The sequence below is a fragment of the Chitinophaga pinensis DSM 2588 genome (genome assembly GCF_000024005.1).
Lineage (GTDB): Bacteria > Bacteroidota > Bacteroidia > Chitinophagales > Chitinophagaceae > Chitinophaga > Chitinophaga pinensis.
Map to the genome: position 1 here is coordinate 4000702 of NC_013132.1, position 20174 is coordinate 4020875.

17 protein-coding genes are annotated in these 20174 nt (G+C 44.8%); 9 read left to right on the forward strand and 8 right to left on the reverse strand.

Features of this window, described 5'->3' with window-relative positions; all coding sequences use genetic code 11:
- The first annotated feature begins 118 nt into the window (after positions 1 to 118).
- Positions 119 to 1444, forward strand: coding sequence for a hypothetical protein (locus CPIN_RS16140; protein WP_012790892.1), 1326 nt, complete (start codon positions 119 to 121; stop codon positions 1442 to 1444).
- A 71-nt stretch (positions 1445 to 1515) separates the two neighbouring features.
- Here CPIN_RS16140 and CPIN_RS37920 read toward each other — a convergent pair whose 3' ends face one another.
- Together CPIN_RS37920 and CPIN_RS16150 are read right to left on the reverse strand one after the other, a co-directional pair.
- Positions 1516 to 3576: a DNA/RNA non-specific endonuclease gene (locus CPIN_RS37920; protein WP_012790893.1), complete on the reverse strand. Its 2061-nt coding sequence runs from the start codon at positions 3574 to 3576 to the stop codon at positions 1516 to 1518.
- Between the two features lie 228 nt (positions 3577 to 3804).
- Positions 3805 to 4350 carry a DUF4274 domain-containing protein gene (locus CPIN_RS16150; protein ID WP_012790894.1) on the reverse strand — a complete coding sequence of 182 codons (546 nt, stop codon included), beginning with the start codon at positions 4348 to 4350 and terminating at the stop codon, positions 3805 to 3807.
- A 134-nt stretch (positions 4351 to 4484) separates the two neighbouring features.
- Between CPIN_RS16150 and CPIN_RS16155 the strand changes: the two genes are divergently transcribed.
- Entirely contained in the window at positions 4485 to 5621 is a 1137-nt protein-coding gene (locus tag CPIN_RS16155) for a BamA/TamA family outer membrane protein (RefSeq protein WP_012790895.1), read from the forward strand.
- 3 nt (positions 5622 to 5624) lie between these two features.
- Here CPIN_RS16155 and CPIN_RS16160 read toward each other — a convergent pair whose 3' ends face one another.
- Positions 5625 to 6077, reverse strand: coding sequence for an SRPBCC family protein (locus CPIN_RS16160; RefSeq protein WP_012790896.1), 453 nt, complete (start codon positions 6075 to 6077; stop codon positions 5625 to 5627).
- Between the two features lie 127 nt (positions 6078 to 6204).
- Between CPIN_RS16160 and CPIN_RS16165 the strand changes: the two genes are divergently transcribed.
- The 4 genes from CPIN_RS16165 (at position 6205) to CPIN_RS16180 (ending at position 9256) form a co-directional block, all read left to right on the forward strand.
- Complete coding sequence (locus tag CPIN_RS16165) at positions 6205 to 6792, forward strand: TetR/AcrR family transcriptional regulator (RefSeq protein WP_012790897.1); 588 nt, start codon at positions 6205 to 6207, stop codon at positions 6790 to 6792.
- A gap of 53 nt (positions 6793 to 6845) precedes the next feature.
- Positions 6846 to 7220, forward strand: a complete 375-nt coding sequence (locus CPIN_RS16170) for a VOC family protein (protein ID WP_012790898.1) — start codon at positions 6846 to 6848, stop codon at positions 7218 to 7220.
- Between the two features lie 213 nt (positions 7221 to 7433).
- Entirely contained in the window at positions 7434 to 8486 is a 1053-nt protein-coding gene (locus CPIN_RS16175; protein ID WP_187294781.1) for a DUF2167 domain-containing protein, read from the forward strand.
- A gap of 356 nt (positions 8487 to 8842) precedes the next feature.
- Positions 8843 to 9256, forward strand: coding sequence for a PH domain-containing protein (locus CPIN_RS16180; RefSeq protein WP_012790900.1), 414 nt, complete (start codon positions 8843 to 8845; stop codon positions 9254 to 9256).
- Here CPIN_RS16180 and CPIN_RS16185 read toward each other — a convergent pair whose 3' ends face one another.
- Complete coding sequence (locus CPIN_RS16185) at positions 9257 to 11809, reverse strand: SEL1-like repeat protein (protein WP_012790901.1); 2553 nt, start codon at positions 11807 to 11809, stop codon at positions 9257 to 9259.
- 189 nt (positions 11810 to 11998) lie between these two features.
- Here CPIN_RS16185 and CPIN_RS16190 point away from each other — a divergent pair, with 189 nt between their 5' ends.
- Complete coding sequence (locus CPIN_RS16190) at positions 11999 to 12529, forward strand: TolB family protein (RefSeq protein WP_012790902.1); 531 nt, start codon at positions 11999 to 12001, stop codon at positions 12527 to 12529.
- A 72-nt stretch (positions 12530 to 12601) separates the two neighbouring features.
- Here the strand turns inward: CPIN_RS16190 and CPIN_RS16195 are convergent, their stop codons facing one another.
- Entirely contained in the window at positions 12602 to 13180 is a 579-nt protein-coding gene (locus CPIN_RS16195; protein WP_012790903.1) for a suppressor of fused domain protein, read from the reverse strand.
- Positions 13181 to 13267: 87 nt separating this feature from the next.
- On the opposite strand from CPIN_RS16195, the gene CPIN_RS16200 reads away from it, so the two are divergent.
- Entirely contained in the window at positions 13268 to 13960 is a 693-nt protein-coding gene (locus tag CPIN_RS16200; RefSeq protein WP_012790904.1) for a hypothetical protein, read from the forward strand.
- Between the two features lie 86 nt (positions 13961 to 14046).
- Positions 14047 to 17214 (forward strand): TonB-dependent receptor, encoded by a 3168-nt coding sequence (locus CPIN_RS16205; RefSeq protein WP_044218888.1) that lies wholly within the window; start codon positions 14047 to 14049, stop codon positions 17212 to 17214.
- 78 nt (positions 17215 to 17292) lie between these two features.
- Here CPIN_RS16205 and CPIN_RS16210 read toward each other — a convergent pair whose 3' ends face one another.
- The 3 genes from CPIN_RS16210 to CPIN_RS16220 form a co-directional block, all read right to left on the reverse strand.
- Positions 17293 to 17805 carry an OmpH/Skp family outer membrane protein gene (locus tag CPIN_RS16210; protein WP_012790906.1) on the reverse strand — a complete coding sequence of 171 codons (513 nt, stop codon included), beginning with the start codon at positions 17803 to 17805 and terminating at the stop codon, positions 17293 to 17295.
- Between the two features lie 170 nt (positions 17806 to 17975).
- Positions 17976 to 19391 (reverse strand): alpha-L-fucosidase, encoded by a 1416-nt coding sequence (locus CPIN_RS16215; RefSeq protein ID WP_012790907.1) that lies wholly within the window; start codon positions 19389 to 19391, stop codon positions 17976 to 17978.
- Positions 19392 to 19522: 131 nt separating this feature from the next.
- On the reverse strand, positions 19523 to 20098 hold the full coding sequence (locus CPIN_RS16220; RefSeq protein ID WP_012790908.1) for a YceI family protein: 576 nt from the start codon (positions 20096 to 20098) through the stop codon (positions 19523 to 19525).
- Positions 20099 to 20174: the final 76 nt, after the last annotated feature.

The window sequence follows — 20174 nt, forward strand, 5'->3', positions numbered from 1 at the left end:
ATTATTCTCTTTTAGAAAATATGGGTGTTACCCTGCATCTATCAATGCAACTCTTCTTTTAATATGTCAGTTTTTGAAATTTCAGTCAACCTTGTACCCAACGAATAAATCCGATACTATGAATCATCATCTTCATTTGTTTAACTTTTATCACGAAAGTGAAGAACCTACATTCATCGAAAATAACCTTACCCGCGCCTTCGCACTTTGTCTGAAACACGACCCCGTGTTATTGTACGCGTTTCTGCGAGAAGTGCTTTCTACCGAGGACTATAACTTCCTGTTTTATGTACATGAAAAAGATACTTCTATCGATTTTGACATGCAGATAGAGACGTCTACACTCGTGGAGGAAACGCGCAAATTATATGCTATCGGTCTAACAGATACGACCGCCAGGGAAGACTGGACTGGCATAGAAAAGAACATAGATGCCATCAACAAGATGAACATCACTGACCTGGTGATTTCTATCAAAGATATTAAGATCATTTTCGAAGTAAAACGTACGGGTGAAGATTGTAAGGAACAACTTCGTCAGCAGATCGCACCTTTTACCAGTAAAGAACATATACATATCACACCCATGCATCGCACCTGGAGTGATATGCTGCACCTGATCGAACAGATAAGTAATTTTTATACCTACAACGGTCAGTCCAATCAGTTCATCAATTCTTTCCTGCAACTGGTAAAAGCACGTTTCAGTCATTGGGTGCCGACAAAACCATTTAAATTTCAGCCTTTCTTCAAAGATAACTCAGACCTTAAAGGTCGTCAGCCTTTGACCCAACGACTCCATTATGCCGTACAGTCCATTGGCAGCGATCAGATAGATGTACTTTGGGACCGTACGTCTATAAAGGTCAATAAGCCATGGGCGACAGAAGCCATTCCGGACTTCCTATGGGGGAATGACGGTAAACAATATCTGATAATGGATATCTGGCCAGGCACTGTAAAACAACAGGGATATTCATTGTATAGTATGCCGCTCGATTGGGTCAATGCAGAAGTTGTTACCATCAATGGAGAACTCTTCGAAGTTGAGGTCGACCGTCATATCAAGTTCATGCATTTCAATAAATACGTCGCCAGCCTGGATATTCCTATTGCAGATGGAGAGCGGCTGCTCAGAAAGGAAATTAATACGCCGGCCAACCTGCACCAGCTGTCCGGAAAATGGTATCGGGATGATTGGCCTAAATTAATTGAAACCCTGGATGAATACTTTTCGTTTGACTGGAAACAGGTCTGTAAATGGGATCAGAATTTTGAAGATTCAGCGCGTAGTTATTTAACGCTGTCATTGGGATATTGCTGCCGCATTTATGTACCGTACAGCTACATTCAAGGACTGGATAGCAGTCAGCAGGGACATGTCTCCGTGGGTATGTTTCTTGCCCAATGTAAAGATGCGATGGTCGGCCTGATTGAAGGATAGTATATGTGAAAGGCCGCCCGTTGATAGCAGGCAGCCTTTTACTTTTTTATCGGAGTGTTTATTGAAGGTATTTAAAACCGGATTTGTTTGACATGCTCCAGTGCGAAAGCTTGTAACTCGTTTTGCTCATTTAATGGATCATGTGCGGATAAGTCTCCGAAAGATAATCCTGTCAGCTTTTCAATGTTCGCGATAGAAGTCTGCGCAGCTTCATATTCGCCAAAGACAAATTCTTCTTCCGGCAAATGATCCTTTTGCGACATCTTATAAGCAGTAGCCGACAATTTTCCTGTTTCATCATTTATAAAGACTATAATTTTCCAGCTGATCACCGGTATCTTGATGCCATAGATCACCGGATCATTCTTTCTGAAAACAGGCCCTGTAAATACTGTTATCTTCATGCCGTCTTCACGTGCATGGTCCAATGCATAATCTTCCAGTCCGAGCCATACCGGCGCATTAAAAGACTGCATCTGCGGAATGGTGTTAGTCACACACATAGAATCCGCATTTCCACGTAATGCAGCTGTTTCACTGCCCCATACCGGGTCTTCCCGGCGGGTCATATGTCCACGGCTGAATTTAGGCGGATTACCATAACACTCTTTTAAGATCTGGGCATCTTTTGCTATACGCGGATCGGTACGCCAGCCTACTCTGGTCGCTTTTCTTGATTTAGCGCCATTGATATTGACAGCGCTGAAATAACAAAGACGTCTTTTTTTACTCATTACAACAGAGAAATGCTCATAACGCAGTACATGGTCCTGCTCACCATTTCTGTCATACCGGAGTACATCTGCGGCTTTCGCAGGATCTGCAATCTCTGGCAGTGGTACCATGAACTCATTACCCAGAAATGCAGGATTGTAGCCTGTACGGTCATCATAATCTTCTGCAACACCTTCCGTATAGTATTCGTCTTCACTTTCGACGTTTGCCGGTTGTGTAGCCTGTATGTTTTGCGCTGCAGCTGTTGCTCCTGCAATGACAGGCTGACCGACAGTAACCGTCACTTCTATGGGAACGTTAAAAGAGAATGTCTGTGTCTGCACGTTTACATTGTTTGTTTGAGTGGATGGAGATGCCTGTAATTGTTGTAATGCCGGTGGCTTATCCTCGGATACGATAGCCGCAGAAACAGGGCCAGATCGTTGTATTGTTGCTAACCGCTCTGCTACAATAGCAGCAGGTACGGCATAATTGGATTCCAGGAAGCGACCTGCGAAATGTAATCCCAGCGCTTGTCCGTTGGAAAGATCAAATACGATGCCTCCGGAACAACCACCAAGGGTAGTACAATCATGAAAGATCCGCTCAGGTGTAACCGCTGTTATCTTACCTGGCGCCAGTCTTTTAAAGTTATAGATCTTACCAAAGATATCTTCCATCAATGCCACATCAGGGATGCGACTGTCCCTTGCCGGATAGCCTATTACTGCTATATCCGTGTTACTGACAGCAGTACCGGTGAAAAGCGGTAATGCCTGTGGGAGTGTGGCGCCGCCTGACGATGCTACTTTCAGGAAAGCAATGTCTGGTCCGCGATCGTCTTCTATATGCAGGATCTTCAATACCTGAAAAGAACGATCGGGTGACAGGTCCTGTTCCCGTAAAAAATCGATAGAAGAACTGACCGGTTTATCGAGCAACTGCCGGAACACGAAACCGTCACCGTTTCTTCTGCCAAATTCCTGTGCAACGTGTCTGTTCGTTACGACAATATCTGGCGCTACCATCCAACCCGTACCAAGCCATTCGAAAGAGGGGTGGTGTTTAACCTCTATACGGCCTACAGAAGGTATCGTCTGCAGCAGGGTATTACGCGCCTGCTCCAGTTTACTCTTCCAGATCTGGCTTTCTACATCTTCGAATTCCAGACTGGGAAGGTTGTCATTGATGCGTAATACCGGCCGGCCTACGCGCAGCACGATGGTCTCCAGCGCAAAGTCGGTGTTAAACCCTTCCTGTAAACCTTCAGGTACTTCGGTCGTAATACGTGGTGCGATCTCACGTGCTTCTTCCTTGTAAGAGGGATTACTTCTAATCTTGCTGATTTCATCTGCTAATGCGCCATCTGCAGCTTCCATCCGGGCGATTGCAGTACGTAGTTTTTGGGGGACTGCCATTATAGTGGTGTTTGAGGTAAGGTATGATATATGAGTCCGTGGTATTTCGGCTAAAAGGGACGTGTCTGTTTACTGATTAAATCTAGTTAAAAATCTGACACCAGCCAATATTTGTTCCTTTCAGATCTATGCGTTTATTGTTAAATACTGAATATTGTTGATGCATCGCGGGGGGGATAACTACAGAAAAAGGATAGCATGTGTAGCTATCCTTTTCTATTGTATAAATTAATCTTCGTCGATGTCATATTGCTCATAAGCATCCTCCATTTGCTCGATCAGGGCAGGAGGGAGTCCTTCTTCAAAATCTTCCGGTGGCTCCACGGTTTCTCCATCCACTTTCTGCAACATAACGGCCGGTATTTCGCTTACAGCAGGTTTGTCGCTGTATTCTTCTGACCACACCATTCCGTCATAATCTTTCTCATTCGGATCAAAGGCAAAACGTCCCGTTTTGTAGAAGCCACTGGTGTACTTCTGCTCAATGTTCTCAATGATATCAAAGCTTTCAACATATTCATCTTCTGCGAGTACATGTTCCCTGTCTTTGAACTGCTTCCAGTAACGTGGACCATACTTCCAGTAAATCATGAGGATGGTGCCACGATCCGTAGCAGGATTCTCTATCAGCCAGTGGAGGAAGGGCTTATCGTCATCCCAGTTCCATTCCATCGCCATCTGGTGTAGTTCTCTGGCGTCGGCCTGTTTCGCGTACGATATGACAAGTTCATCCAGGATCTCGTCAAAGGCTTCTTCGCTGATTTGTTTTTTCATGTTTTGGAGGTTTTTCCGGGTTACAGCAGCGTGCTGGTAAATGAGGTACTTTCTACGAATATAGTTAATTATAAAATTGACGGATAAAAGGCGTCAATTTATAACTTTGGCCCTTTTTATGTATATTTTCCTATATGCGACCTACTATTGCGAACATTATCCTATTGTTGTGCCTTACGACAACAGCCATGGCTCAATCCGAAAAGAATGGCTGGGTAAACCGACAGCTGAACAGATTTTTCAGAGACACTACTTCCGCCGCAGAAAGAAGTTTCCGTGTATATCCGACACTGGGATATGCGCCGGAAACAGGCGTGGAGTTAGGAGCTTCCTCATTGTGGCTTTTCCGCGCCAAAGGAGACAGTACGAACCGGTTGAGTGAAGTACAGGCATTTTCTTTCTTTACTTTCAAAGGACAGTATGGTCTCTGGATAGACAATGCTGTTTATGGGGATAAAGACAAATGGTTCTTCCTGGGCAGGACCAGGATCCAGCGCTTTCCTTTGTTATATTACGGTATCGGACATAGCACGGATGGTGATCATCCGGCAGTGGTAGATGCGAATTATATTCTCCTTAGACAAAGGGTATTACGGAAGATCAGTCCTAACCTGTTCTTTGGACCAGAGATCGATTACCAGCATCTCTTCAGCGCCGATTTCAATCAGCCGGAGGAAGGACCACATCATGCATTACCTGCTGGTAGTGGCGGTACCACGAATCTGGGATTTGGCGCTGCATTGGTGTACGATGACCGCCACAATGTACTGAATGTACGGAAAGGCTGGTTTGGAGAAATCTCATATCTGGGTTATCATCCCTCAGTGGCAAGCGATTTTCAGTTTGGCAGCGTGAATCTGGACGTCCGCGCTTTCCATCCCATTAAAAAGAATAATGTACTTGCCTGGCAACTACTCGGTAATTTTATCAGTGGAGAGGTTCCCTTTAACCAGCTGGCTTTGATGGGGGGAGATATGATGATGCGTGGCTACTATCAGGGGCGTTACCGAGATAAGAATATGCTGGCCGCACAGGTAGAATACCGGATGTTGCCTTTTGCATTCAGCCAGCGCTGGGGCGCTACTATCTTTGCGGGCACTGCCGCAGTTGCACCTGCAATAAAGGCTTTTCAGCTGGATAAAACACAGTTTGCCGGTGGCGCAGGATTACGTTATCTCCTGTTCCCCAAAAAAGACATCTTCCTGCGCCTGGATGTAGGGATGACAAGAGAAGGGCCCGGCTTTTATTTCTTCACCGGCGAAGCCTTCTGAATACTATTTCCCTGCGGGGAATTTATCTGCAATCAGGTTCAGGTTAATACCATGTTCCATATAGGCTTTCAAACCATCCAGCACGGTTGTAAATCCGCCTGTATTGTTCATGACTTCCTTGACAAGGTCTGCTCCCTGTTGTCCGAAACCATAATTTTTGATAATCACATAAGTCTGATCTGCTGATACGGCGTTGAATATAAATTCAACCGTGGTAGCGGGGGAATTCCATGCTATCGTGATCTGTTCATCAGGAACAATCTCCTTTACGATCACCTGTGTAGATACTTTGTACATTTCCCATTCCCAGGTGATCGTTTTCCCTTTTTCCAGTTTACCGCTGGCTTTGGTAAACCAGAAATGCCGGGTCTTCTCCGGATCAATAAAGGCATCAAATACCTCACTGGCAGGTTTCCTGATCAACATCTGTGCTTCTATAATAGTCTGATCTTTCATGATTGTTGTTTTACAAGTATTTGATTAAACGCTTGTTAGCTGAAGTTATCCATTTGCCCGCAAATTATCGACCAAAAATAATCCGCCCCAGATTATAACCGAATGATTATTCGTTTATCTTTGTATCATGAGAAACAGGGATGAGAACAAAGAACTGATGATCCGGGAAAAAGCGATCGCGATGATCGTCAGTGAGGGATTTGATGGACTCAGTATGCAAAAACTGGCCAAAGAAGTGAATATCTCTGCTTCTACGATTTATATATATTTTAAGAACAGGGAAGACCTGCTGAATCAACTGTACATGGGTGTACAGCATACCTTTGAAAAGGATGCCCTCACCGGGTTTTCACCGGAGATGTCATTTGCAGACGGACTCTGGCTGCAATGGAAAAACCGGCTCAAAAATATCAATCAGCATCCGGTTGCGTATCAGTTTTACGAGCAGTTCAGAAATTCTCCTTTGATCAATCATGAAGATATAAAGCCCGCCACCTTCAGGAAGGCAATGAATGACTTCGTCAGTAATGCCGTTAAAAGAGGAGAAATAAAAGACTTGTCTCCGGAGCTTTTCTGGGCAATCGCTTACGGTCCGTTCTACACACTCGTCAGATTCCATCTTTCCAATGCAAATATGGCCGGTGCTGCTTTTTCATTAACAGAAAAGAAATTAAAGAAAGCACTCGAACTCGTATTGGCAGCACTGGCAACATAAAATTTTTTTACCTCATAAGCGAATGATCGTTCGGTTATAATAAAATAATAAATATGACTATTAATCACTTAAACCTGGTCGTTGTAAAACTACCGGAAGCAGTTTCTTTTTTCGAAACATACCTGGATTTTCATTGTGAAACGCGTAAAGGCGATGTCATTGCTGTACTGACAAACAAGGCAAATTTTACCCTTGTACTGATGACAGATAAAAATGACGATACCAGATATCCTGGGGCTTTTCACCTCGGTTTTATATTAGATGATACAGCCGCGGTAGATGTACTTTATGAAAGGTTGCGCTCGGGTAATATTGCTGTGGACAGACCGCCTGCAAAGATCAGGAACAGCTACGGGTTCTACTTTTATTTTGATAACCTGTTCATAGAAATAGGGCATTATTATGCGCATACAACGACCAATGAATAATCGCAAATTGCCGATCGGCTTCTACGTGAAAACACTGGATAATCTCCTGACCGCAGGCACGGGGCTATCTGAAAAAAGAGGCCCATATGATACGTGTATGCCTGAGATTTATTACATTTGATGCGCAAAGGGACAATTGTAGTTTGTAATAAGTTGTTAACCAACTCTTATCAGCAGAAATATACCTATATAACGAATAATAACAACCATCAGATGTTAAGATCCATTTATGTTGCCGTATTACTACTGGCAACCATTGCCGTAAAAGCTGCCGGCCCTGTGGAAGATTCTACCGAAATTTATCAGCGGCAGTATGAGCAGTTCGTAGATTCTGTCAGAAAATCAGAAAAATTTGAGACCGGCCTAATCCACCTGCCGGGTGGTAAAGCCAATATCGAAGTACCTGAAGGCTTTAAGTTCCTGAACAAGGAACAGAGTCAGTACGTACTGACTACGCTCTGGGGAAACCCGCCTGAAAATGCGAAAGATGTACTTGGAATGATCTTCCCTGCAAAAGGAGATCCTTTTACAGAAGGGTCTTATGCCTTTATCGTTGAATTTGAGGAGATTGGTTATGTGAAAGACGATGACGCAGAAAAGATCGATTACGACGAGATGCTGAAGAATATGCAGACCGATGAAAAAGCCACCAATGAAGAACGTGTAAAGAATGGATACTCAACTGTGCACATTGTAGGATGGGCGCAAAAGCCATTTTACGACGCTAAAAACAAGGTGCTGCACTGGGCAAAGGAAGTGAAGTTTGGGGACGAAGAAGGGGCTAATACGCTCAATTATAATGTGCGTATACTGGGTCGTCACGGCGTCCTGTCCCTGAATGCTATCTGTACGATGGACGAACTGCCGCTGGTGAAAGCCAATATTAACCAGGTGCTGCATATGGCCAAATTCACAGATGGGAATACTTACTTTGATTTCGATCCGAAAATGGACCAGGTAGCCGCATGGACGATAGGTGGACTGGTAGCGGGAAAAATACTGGCGAAAGTAGGCTTCTTCGCCATTATCCTGAAGTTCCTGATCGCCGGCTGGAAATTTGTCGCAATAGGTTTTGCTGCATTGATCGCCTTCCTCAAAAACCTGTTTACCCGCAGGAGAAAAGAGAAAATGATCAACACGGCAGGTCTTGCTGATCATGCAGATGATACTGCTGATGATGTAACAGCTCCTGCACCGGTAGCCGATGTTGCCGTAGAACAGGCGCTTGCTGCGCCGGATAAAGATCCGACTACGCCGACCGTATAAATACCTGTTTAGTAAGGAAAAGCATATATCCATGGGATAAATCAATAACTGATTTAGTCTCATGGATATATGCTTTTTGCGTTCAGGTAGCTTCGATCTGTCTGCCTGTTCTTCGTTGTACAGCCTTATTATGCCGTTATTATGCCCATACCTGTACGTTCCTGAACGAAGAGATAACGGCGTAATAACGGCGTAGTAAGGGTTTAATCGAAGAAATTCTTCCTAATAACGCTACTGGTAAGGGTTTAAATGTTGGGGGCATTTTCAGACTGATCACCGTCATCCCGGTACCTGACCTTACTGTACCAACAGCGATGTAATTTTCGGTATCTTTGCCTGCACAACCTGAAAGACATATGATTACCTATAAATCGGCTGTAAGCGCCGGCATCATAGTGCCTGTTATCATCATCTTTTCGATCGTGCTGATCACCGCTGTCATCTCGCATACCTGGGGATTACTGGCATTCATCCTATTGACTTCAGCGTTTGCTTTCTATACGATCTTTTCTGTTGTATACCAGCTGGAAGGTGATGAACTGACCATCCGTTGCGGTATTCTTTTCAAAAGAACCCTGTCGGTTCAGTCCATCCGCAGTATCAGGCCAACACGTAATCCATTGAGTGCCCCGGCAGCATCGCTCGACAGACTGGAAATAGCTTTCAATAAATTTGATACGATCCTGGTGTCTCCTAAGGATAAGGAAGCTTTTATCGGGCAACTACGCGCTGTCAATCCCAATATCGAATACCTGGAGAAACGACGCTGATCAGCGCCGTCTCTTCCATAATATCTCATAGCGGGCTTTATAAGTTGCAACATCAGGTACCTCCGCCTCTTCTGCGGCTGCCAGATGCGCGCCTGCTTTATCTTCATCGTAATAATCGGCCGACATGTAAATGGCAACCAGGTCGAGATGCGCTTCCGCCTGTTCTGCAACAGCCTCGTGTAATAACAGCAATGCCTTCTCCAGGTCTGTATCTACCCCATTGCCATCCATATAAAGACAGGCAAGCCGCCATTTCGCAAAAGCATTCCCGTTTTCTACCGCCACACCGTAGTAATAAACCGCCTGTTCATAGTTCTGCTTCACTTCGTAGATATGTCCTATTGCATCCGCCACCGGCTGCTCCTGTAATAAATGCGCTTTTGAATAGTTAAAGAGCGCCTTATCATAATCCACTACATTAAACGTCGAATGATAATAAATATCTCCCAGGTAGAGATACGCATCCCCATGTTTACGGTCGGCCGCTTTCTGAAACCAATCAATCGCCGCAGGAATATCCACCGCTGTTCCTCTTCCATACTGATACGAAAGGCCGAGGTTGGACATGGCGTATACTTCTCCCAGCTGCGCTGCCTGCGAATAATATGCAAATGCCTTGTCGAAATCATCATAGGCTACTTCATACGTATGACCGATGCTGGTGAGTGCTGCCGGATTGCCCAGTTCAGCGGACTGGCGGAACAGGTCTAATGCTTTTTCATACTGCCCCTGCTCTTTATATTCCTGTGCTTCTTCAAAAAAGGTCAATGCCTTTTCTGCTGATTTTGCGACTTGTTTCAGCTGTTGTATCTCTGTTTTGGAGTAACATGCCTGCGGATAGTCATTGAGCTCATTCTGGGCCTCTACAGATTGAAATAGACGGGTACTGCCATCTTCATCGATGACATCGATACCCTTACTATGAAAACCGAGTGCAAGTCCATATGGCAGATAGCCAAATTTGCTGTTGATAGCCGTATATATCGCTTCTGTCAGTAAGCGCCCTGTGGCATCCATACATCCCCATAACTTGTTTTCCTGGTAGCTCAGAAAATCCTTTTTCAACCACCTGAACTGCTGATAACCCGGTGCTTTGATCCAGCGACTATTAGCGCCTACGCCAAATAAACCGGCCTCCTTGTTTTTCTTCACGATGACATAGACGGTACCATCTTCTTCCGGATTCGCGTCTTCCAGCGGAAAGATTGCCTCATACACACAGGGGAGTATCCAGCCTTTTTCAGGGATATACAGACCAGTACCTGCTGCTGATTGTACTATGAGCGCATTTAACAGCTCTTCAGCACGTATATGCAGATAGCCTTCTCCCAGTAACACATTGCCCTGGGCATCTATTAGAGTTGCACGCCCGTCCTTTGTAACGATATAATATTCTCCAAAGCATTCGATACCTGATACGGGGCCGATGACCAGTGGTTTGAATGCATGGGTATACCAGCTTTCTTCCTGCTGATGCCCTACCAGTTTGTAGTAAGTGAATGTGTACGTTTGTTCCGCAATGATCTCTTTCACATCCCGGAAGGGGAGCAGTACCTGTCCGTCGATATCAATAATCCCCCATAATCCATCCTGCTGTACTGCGATCGCTGTGGCTGATAATACATGTCCGTCCTCATAGATTGCGGGAAGTTTAAAATTACCTTCCGTGTCTATCAGTCCAAACTTACCATGAGCTACAACCGCCGCATATCCATCTTCGAAATCATATGCATCATCAAATACGCAGGGCATTACTTCTCTGCCCGATTTATCGATATAACCGGCTTTACCGTTTTTCATAACCACGGCCAGGTCTGCACCATAAGGAAAGCCGTATATCTCCTCATAGATAGCCGCTACTACTTCATTCCCGTCTGTATCTTTCAGCCCTTTCAGATTTCCTTCGCTGAAGACCTGGAGCTCGTCTTCATCGCCGGACATACCTGATGCCAGTATACTCCAGCCAAATTGATACAATGGCTCATTCAGTAACTGCCTGAACGTTTTAAAATAATTACCCTGTTCCTGGAAATAAGGACAGCTATCCAGCAATGCGGGATTATCCGCAGCAATAGCGGCTGCAAGGGCCTTATTGTTTGCATGAATGAGAGCGATCAGTTCTTCAGCCTGTGTCTCATGCGATTCATCACTCATATTGAATACATCCCAGGCATCCAGGTGGAAGGCCGGATGGATGACTTTCCTGCTGAACCAGGTGAAGATCTTTGTTTTCGTTTCCTGGAAAGCAGCAATGTCATCAATCAGCGTGTCCTGATGCTTTTCGATAAAATCATACAAAGCCTTCAAGGCTTCAATACCGGGAGCAGCAGGCGCATATAAGCCCCCTTCACTGCCATTATAGACCGGTGGAGCAATAGCGGTTGTATCGTCAAAGAGGGGATGAAATAAAAGCGGGAATTCATACTTCCATTCCATCATCATACGCACATCCGTATCGTTTACGCCGTAACTGGCAAGGGGCATTGTTGTTGCAGACGATTTTGCTGTAACCTCGTTCCCGGAGAGGTTATACAAATACATTCTATGTGACATGGTTAATCCGTTCTATTTACTACGGACAAATGTATATGAAAACAACAGTATTGCCGATCCCGGAAATCCAGTAGTTTTAACTTATCGCATGATTGTCTGCTTTGTTTTATAAAATAAATTAATATATATTCGCCTCGGGACAAAAAAAGTAGTACAGCCTCCAATCCCTTATCTCTTCAAATTCATTGTATGAAAAAAGTAATCCTCGGATCATTTACATTGATCCTGTTCTCCTCTGCAATACTGTTATTCCAGATCAGTTGTCAGAAGTCTGCCGATGCCCAGGCAGGTAACGGAAACGGCACTTATACCCTGCCTCCGGCAACAAGAGCCACATTGGGTGGTGTCATTGTTGGGGATGGTCTTGCGGTAAGCAATACAGGTGTACTGTCTGTTGATCCTGCTGCAGGAAGCGCCACACAGCTAAACAAGATTGTTTTTTCCAAATATGACGTGGATAAAGGTAATGAGATCTGGCTGATGAATTATGATGGAACCGGTCAGACGAAGGTCAACATCACACTGCCTGCTGGTGTGGAAATAGATGGTGATGCACATCTCTCTCCTGATGGTAAAAAACTCTTTTTCGTTGGTATTGATACAAAGGCGACAGCGAATAAAGATGATATCTATTCCTGTGATGTAGATGGTAAGAACCTGAAGAAGATTTATGATATGCCGGCAAGTAATGGTCATACGAACCTGAGCGGCGTATATTAGTCATAAAGGGAGGCTGCTGCATACTTGTGCCATAGCCTCCCTTTATTCAATAATTGATTTGATACACTTTTCTTATAAGGTCACCCGCTTCCTGTTCACACTATAGTTATCGTAATCCGCGTGATGCCAGAAGTCTTTTAATCCCAGCTTTTCATATGCTTCCGTTTCATCTGCATACATCGGATACAATCCTGCAATATTGATTTTATAATCAGTGCCGACGTCTATATCGGTATAATCTTCCCGCTCAAGTATACTCGGTGCAAATACAAAGAATGCATCCATATCAGAATCCTCGCTGATACGCGTACCGAAATTGATGGTCTGTCCATACAAAAAAGGACAATCCCCGCGTAGTTTATTCGCAATATACGCTGCCACCTGTCCCCAGGCATCGTTGTCAGAAGCCACACATACGCATAACTCCGGACGCCCTGATTTCCACTCCGCATGTGTACCCAGTGAAAGACCATAAGTAAAGGCTGTGGTATACCCCTTTTCCGGGATATCCTTGTATACAATGGCCGTGATACCCGGTAATCCTTCAATCATACTGCTCTCCCTGTAGAAAGCGGGCTCCACCTGGAAGATCTTATCAAGGTGTTCCAGGTAAAGTGCAGCCGGTGTTTTTGCTGTTGAGTTATTTGTCATCAGATATTTATTGGAAACGTGTCAAGATAGGTTTTTTCTTTTACTCATCCTGTTAATGTACATTTACAACTATAAAATCCACCAGTTATGAAAACAATCATCCATTTTTTCTTTATCCTGTTTTTTGCTGTAACATTGACGGCATCCGCCCAGGCTCAAAATGCTCCGGCAGGCGCCTGGAAAGCGGAAACAGGAAACACGCATGCTTTAATGTTGATCATCCCTGGTTATTTCAGTATTATCACCTATGATGCCACCGGTTTTAAATCAACTATGGGAGGCACCTGGGATGATAACGGTATTACGAACATCGAATTTAATTCTGCAGACTCTGCACAGGTCGGTACGAGACCCGAAGCCAATGTCACTTTTGAAGGAGATAATATTGTCACCACTTTAGGCGATAAAACAACTACCTGGACAAGAATAGATGATGGTAACAGTCCGATGGCAGGTGTATGGCAGATCACTGGCAGAGAGAATAACGGTACTATGAATACCATGCAACCCGGTGACAGAAAAACCATTAAAATACTCACAGGCACAAAGTTTCAGTGGATCGCCATGAATACTAAAACAGGACAGTTCTTTGGGTCCGGCGGTGGTGCTTATACATTTGAAAATGGGGTATATACAGAAAAGATAGAATTCTTCTCCAGAGATAACAGCAGGGTAGGTGCAACGCTTACATTTAAAGGGAGTGTATCAGGCAATAAATGGGATCATAGTGGCAAGAGCTCAAAAGGAGATCCTATCCATGAAGAATGGACACGTAAGTAATGTCGCACTGACGCGTAATATGAAATCTTCGTTAACAAGCCGTAACTGTATTGCATTGCTTTCAGCATGACTATATTTTCGCGCTTATGAAACCTATATTTGCCAGCATTACATTGCTACTGCTGTGTTGTTTAGCCCATACACAGTTGTTCGCCCAGACCACGCAAGCCTCCATTGCAGGGGTCGTTGCAGATGAAAACAAACAGTTGATTCCCGGTGCATCCGTGCTTGTCCGGAATGAATCTACTGGTTTTAGTAGCAGGACCATTACAAACACAAAAGGTGAATTCCTGCTGAAGGAATTGCCACTCGGTGGACCATACACCGTAACCGTATCTTTCGTAGGCTACAGCGAACAGAAACTTTCCGGCTACGCGCTTAACCAGGGAGATATCGTCAGGATCAATGTAGGTATGAGATCTTCTACCGTAGGGATGAAAGAAATCACCGTTTCCGGTAATGCACTGAAGAACAAAACAGAAAACTTTGGCGCTGCTACCACTGTTACTGCGCGTGATATCGCCAGATTACCGGTGAACGGACGTAACTTCTCCTCACTCATTGATCTCTCTCCATTGAGTAGCGGCGGTAACCTGGCAGGTCAGCTGGGCTCTTCTACCAACATTACCATCGATGGTACCAGTGCGAAAAACCCGACTTCCAGCAGCGGAACGAACGCCCGTATCGGCGGTCCTTACGCATTATCCATGGAGGCGATCAGGGAATTCAAAGTCGTCACTAACCAGTACGACGTAACGTTTGGCCGTAGTGGTGGTGGTACCATCAGTACGGTAACAAAATCAGGTACCAATACCTTCTCAGGGAGCGCCTTCCTGTTTTACAGAGCGGATCAGCTGTCCTCCAATTATGACATCCGTGGTGCGAAGCGTGTCAATGACTTTTCTACCAAACAGTTCGGTTTCACCTTATCAGGACCGATTGTAAAAGACAAAGCGCATTTCTTCGTCGCATGGGATCGTCAGGCAGATGCCCGCCCTTTACAGCTGGCAGATATTCAGTCACCTGCAGATGAAAAACGTCTGAACGTTACACAAAGTACCCTGGATAATTTCCTGAACATTGCCCGTGGCAAATACGGTGTGTCCAATGCACCTCAGTTCGGCTCTTTCGATAAGAAAAGAAGCACAGATGCGATCTTTGCCCGTGTAGATATCCAGCTGAGTGAGAAAAGTCTGCTGACACTGCGCGACAACTATATCAGTGACCGCGCACCATTAGGTCGGGACGATAATACCTCCATCAACCTGTATGAAGTATATGCGGATGCAAAAGCTGTGAACAACAGTATCCTCGCTACTTTACGTACGGTGCTGAACCCACGGCTGACAAACGAACTGAAAGTACAACACCTGTATACCTTTGAAGAAAGTTCACCGGGTAGCCAGTTGCCAAAACAGAACATTCCTCGTGCAATCATTGAACGCGTAGAATCAAATGTGGGTGGTAACAGCGTATTTACCAATATTCAGTTGGGTGGTCAGCGTTATTCTCCGGAACACTTCTATAACCACGTCGTGCAACTGGTAGATAACGTTTATTTCAGTACCAATAAGGCCAACTTTACCTTCGGTACAGATATCATGTATAGTCACATGAACTCCCTGTATGGTAGTGAAATGAATGGTCGCTTTTACTTTACCGGTCTGGAGAATTTTAACAACATGACGCCATACCGCTATGCACGTGAAGTAGCGCTGGCGGATGACCCAAGCATCAACCAGAATGTGGTAGCAGGCGGCCTGTATGCACAGATGCAGACCAAACTCTTCAAAGGTTTTGAAATGATTGCCGGTATCCGTGCTGATTATACTACCTATCTGAATAATGCCAACTTCAACCCGATAGTATACCAGGAACTCGGACTGCGTACGGATAATAAACTGAATACATTCCAGTTACAGCCGCGCTTACAGTTCAACTGGGATATCAATGATAAACACAAAGACTACCTGCGTTTTGGTGCAGCGATCTTCGGTTCCGATATCAACAACTATGCAATGATCAATAACCAGTTGTTTGATGGTACCAAGGTACTGACAGTAGATATCCAGAACGTAGGCGTACCTGCGCCTAATTTCGTGGAATACCGTAAGAATCCTTCATCTGCGCCTGGTAAAGAGTTGTTTGACCAACTGGGACTGGACCGTCAGGGTACCATTAACATGAATGGTAAAGACGCCCGTATCCCGGTAGTATACAAAGCGAATATCTCTTACAACCACTTCTTCAATGAGCGCTTTAAAATGGGTATCACTGCTTTCATGACCCTGGCGCGTCATAACTACATGTACGTAGACCGTAACATGGTCGACAATCCATTGTTCACGCTGCCCAACGAAGGCAACCGCGGCGTCTTTGTACCTTTGGATAGTGTGAAGAGAGCAACAGGTAACTCCAACTGGATGGACGGCCGTAAGAGCAAAAAAGTGGGTCGTGTACTGGAGCTGAACAGTGAAGGGAAGGTGAACCAGTTTGCTTTTGTCGTAGATGGTACCTACCGTTATTTCAGAGATGGTGAGATCTCCTTCAGCTATACCTGGAATGATGCAAAAGATAACACTTCCTATAATGGCGACGTAGCTAATACAGCGACCCTGTCACTGATGGTGAAAGATGATCCGCGTAACCTGCGTAGCATGTCTTACTCCGATAACCAGTTCCGTCATAAAGTAGTATTCTATGGTACACTACCTTCTTTCTGGGGCTTTAACATCGGTATCCGTTATTCCGGTATCGGTGGTACCCGTTACTCGCTGGCAGTAGGCGGTAATGTGAACGGTGACTTTGTAAACTCCAATGACCTGGCTTATGTGTTTGATACTAAAAACCAGAATGTACCTGAGAAGGTTCGTCAGGGTTTACAGTCTATTCTCGATAATCCGCTGGCATCTGAAAGTATCAAGGATTATATCAGAAAAAGCAGCGGTAAGGTGGCGGAAAGAAACGGTGGTGTAAATGCTTTCTATGGTATCTGGGATATGCGTATCGCGAATAAGATCAAGATCCATAAATCACATTTCGTAGAGCTTTCTGCTGATTTCTTCAACATCGCTAATATGATCAAGAAGGATTGGGGTACTATCAAAACACTGGGTAAACAGAACCTGTATTCTATCGGAGGTTTTGATAAAGACACCAGGAGCTACGTGTACAACGTGAATGTGAACTCCGGTGTGATCGTGCCTTCCGGTAATCCATGGCAGATCCAGTTTGGTATCAGATACGGCTTCTAAGTACAAAGTTATTTATACAAAAAAAAAGAAAGGGCGTTCCGTTACGGACGCCCTTTTGGGTTCACAATGGATGAATGACTACTTAATACCGAGTTTCTGTTTCGCTGCTGGTAACAGATCCTCACAGGTAGCCGTTATAACAATATCTTTTGAGTTATCGAGTACACAGGCAAATCCTTTCTCCGCAGCCAGGTCTGATACCGCCTTCTTCGCTTTTGCAATGATCGGTGCTGTCAGCTGTTGTTCTCTTTCGGCCATGCGCTGTTCCATACGTGCGTTATACTGTTCTATATTGGCCTTCATCATCTCCAGTTCTTTGAGTTTCGTTTCTCTGATGTCCGGTTTTAATGTAGGCTCCGCCTCCTGGAACTTGGACACTTTCGCCTGAAATTCAGTCACCAGTTCCTGGCCGTCTTTCGCCAGTTCCTGCTGATAAACCTGTAGTGTATCAAATGCTTTTTTTGCTTCCGGCATACCGGTGATCAACTGTTGCATATTAATATAGGCAATCTTCGTTTGGGCAAATCCTGTTGATGAAATAAATACCGTGAATACAGCTAACGCCAATGCAAGTGTACATTTCCTGAGCATAATCAATTTAGTTAAGAGTGTTTACGTATAGGTTCGCTGTAAAAATGCCTAATCGTATTTAAATAAAAAGTTAAGGGATTGATAAAGGAACGTTAACTAATATTGGCTTCATATAAACAAAAAGGCTATCCGTCACTAACGGATAGCCCTTTTAATTGTCTCTGAGTAACTTATACACTGATCTTGAAAGCTGCGCTGTATTTCAGTCCGCTTTGCGCCTGTACGCTCTTAGGGATCTTAATGGTGACATGACCATCTTTCATTGTCCATTGTAGCTTTGCTTTGCTACCTAACAATACTATCTTATTGATCTTCTTTACATCTGTTACTGCAAAACGTAGCTCTGCCGGCAGTGTTACATCATCTGTTTCAGAAAGATAGTATGCATAAATGGAGTGCTGATCCTTGGATTGTGTGAAATAGACGTTCTTATCAGAATAAGGCGCTACTGGTCTTGAGGAGTGTATACCCTCGCCATTGATCGCCATCCATTTACCCATGTCTTCCAGACGCTTATAAGCATCCGGCGCCCAATCTCCTTTTTCGCTGGGGCCGATGTTCAGCAGGAAGTTACCTCCTCTTGATACGATCTTTACCAGCAGGGATACCAGCTGACGGGATGGTTTGTATTCGTCCCGCGGACTGTAACTCCAGGAATACCCCATCGTCATACAGGTTTCCCAGGGATAAGGCAATGGTTTGTCAGGAATAGACTGTTCCGGTGTTGTATAGTTTTCATATTCACCGGGTACGGTTCTGTCCACGACGATAAGACCTGGCTGGTGACTACGCGCCATATCCACAATACGCGGCATATCGAGGCTCTGTTTGCCGTCTGGTCTTACCCATCCGCCATCCAGCCACAGAATATCAATAGGGCCGTAGCCGGTCATGAGTTCCTGTATCTGGTTGTAGGTATAATCATTGAATTGCTTCCAGCGTTCCGGAAATTTCTTAATATCATAGTTGACATACTCGTCTTTCGGCGGATAGTATTTCCACCAGAAATCCTGGCTATGCCAGTCTGGTTTGGAGAAATAAGCACCGATCATGAAACTGTCCTTACGGAAGGCTTCAAAGATCTCTTTGGTGACATTGCTTCGGGGATTTTTTGAAAATGGCGTATGCGGGCTGGTGATCTTATAATCAGTTTCTTTTGTATCGAACATGCAAAATCCATCGTGGTGCTTGGTGGTAAACACCACGTAACGCATACCGGCTGCGTTAGCCGCTTTCTCCCATTTCTCAGGGTTGAATTGTACCGGATTGAACTCGTATTGCAGATGTTCATACGCGCTTCTGTAAGTGTTATAATCTTCGCTGTACGGACCTTTTCTTACTACCCAGTCAACCGGACAGATACTCCAGCTTTCTACTTCCCCCCATAGTGTATAGGTGCCCCAGTGCATGAACAGACCAAAACGCTGATCCTGCCATTGTGATAGTTTTCTGATCACCAGTGGATCCTTTGGCGCCTGGTAATCTTTGGACATTTCGTGTACCCCCTCTTTCTCCTGGGCTGATAACTGCTTTCCCGTCAGCATGTAAGCTACTAGCAATGGGAATACTGCGAATGATTTCCTCATGTATGACCTGTTTAAATAAATATTGTGATGCCCGTGTAAGATCCGGAATTGATCTGCACCAGGTACGCATATTTTAACAGATGCTGATGAACTTTTAGCTGTTTTTACATGGAAGACAGTGGAATACGTAATTATTGCCTGAAAGTAAGGTCAAAATTGATGGTAACGATCTCGCCGGTCTTGAACTTACCAAACAGGAAAGTAGGAGGGTCGATATCGAAATCACGCATATCGATCTGCTTACTGCCCCTGATATTGATGCTGTGGTCCGGACTCATTCTGGCAGCTGCCACCAGGTCTACTTCCCTGGTCTCGCCGGCCACGGTGAGCTTACCGGAGCAATTGATTAAAGTGCCTTGTTTGGATACGGACGCTTTGATCAGATTAAAGGTGATCGTAGGGTGCTGCTTTGTTTTTAAAGCATTATAAGCGACGGCATCCAGGCCCGTTCGTTCACTCTTCAGACTTTCCGTGGGCATCGTAAAATCGAGCAGCGATAAGCCGCCAAGTTCGCCATCTTCATAGAAGGTAAAGGTAGCGTTACACGCGATCTTGGATGTTTTCATCTCCCAGTCATGCATGGTGGAAGTGCCGCTGATACTGAGATTAAAGTCTCTCTTCTGCTGGTATTGCACCTGGGCAAAACCTGTACTGACAATAAAGTGGATAAACAACAACAGCGCGGTCGATTTGAATAATGTTTTCATAGTCTGTTTACTTGAATTTGATACTGCAAATTAGCGGGCCGGACTGGGGTGAAGCATGACCTTCGTCAGTCAGCCG

Coding starts and splice junctions, on each gene's coding strand:
- CPIN_RS16140 (WP_012790892.1), top strand. CDS start 119: ATGAATCATCATCTTCATTTGTTTAACTTTTATCACGAAAGTGAAGAA.
- CPIN_RS37920 (WP_012790893.1), bottom strand. CDS start 3,576: ATGGCAGTCCCCCAAAAACTACGTACTGCAATCGCCCGGATGGAAGCT.
- CPIN_RS16150 (WP_012790894.1), bottom strand. CDS start 4,350: ATGAAAAAACAAATCAGCGAAGAAGCCTTTGACGAGATCCTGGATGAA.
- CPIN_RS16155 (WP_012790895.1), top strand. CDS start 4,485: ATGCGACCTACTATTGCGAACATTATCCTATTGTTGTGCCTTACGACA.
- CPIN_RS16160 (WP_012790896.1), bottom strand. CDS start 6,077: ATGAAAGATCAGACTATTATAGAAGCACAGATGTTGATCAGGAAACCT.
- CPIN_RS16165 (WP_012790897.1), top strand. CDS start 6,205: ATGAGAAACAGGGATGAGAACAAAGAACTGATGATCCGGGAAAAAGCG.
- CPIN_RS16170 (WP_012790898.1), top strand. CDS start 6,846: ATGACTATTAATCACTTAAACCTGGTCGTTGTAAAACTACCGGAAGCA.
- CPIN_RS16175 (WP_187294781.1), top strand. CDS start 7,434: ATGTTAAGATCCATTTATGTTGCCGTATTACTACTGGCAACCATTGCC.
- CPIN_RS16180 (WP_012790900.1), top strand. CDS start 8,843: ATGATTACCTATAAATCGGCTGTAAGCGCCGGCATCATAGTGCCTGTT.
- CPIN_RS16185 (WP_012790901.1), bottom strand. CDS start 11,809: ATGTCACATAGAATGTATTTGTATAACCTCTCCGGGAACGAGGTTACA.
- CPIN_RS16190 (WP_012790902.1), top strand. CDS start 11,999: ATGAAAAAAGTAATCCTCGGATCATTTACATTGATCCTGTTCTCCTCT.
- CPIN_RS16195 (WP_012790903.1), bottom strand. CDS start 13,180: ATGACAAATAACTCAACAGCAAAAACACCGGCTGCACTTTACCTGGAA.
- CPIN_RS16200 (WP_012790904.1), top strand. CDS start 13,268: ATGAAAACAATCATCCATTTTTTCTTTATCCTGTTTTTTGCTGTAACA.
- CPIN_RS16205 (WP_044218888.1), top strand. CDS start 14,047: ATGAAACCTATATTTGCCAGCATTACATTGCTACTGCTGTGTTGTTTA.
- CPIN_RS16210 (WP_012790906.1), bottom strand. CDS start 17,805: ATGCTCAGGAAATGTACACTTGCATTGGCGTTAGCTGTATTCACGGTA.
- CPIN_RS16215 (WP_012790907.1), bottom strand. CDS start 19,391: ATGAGGAAATCATTCGCAGTATTCCCATTGCTAGTAGCTTACATGCTG.
- CPIN_RS16220 (WP_012790908.1), bottom strand. CDS start 20,098: ATGAAAACATTATTCAAATCGACCGCGCTGTTGTTGTTTATCCACTTT.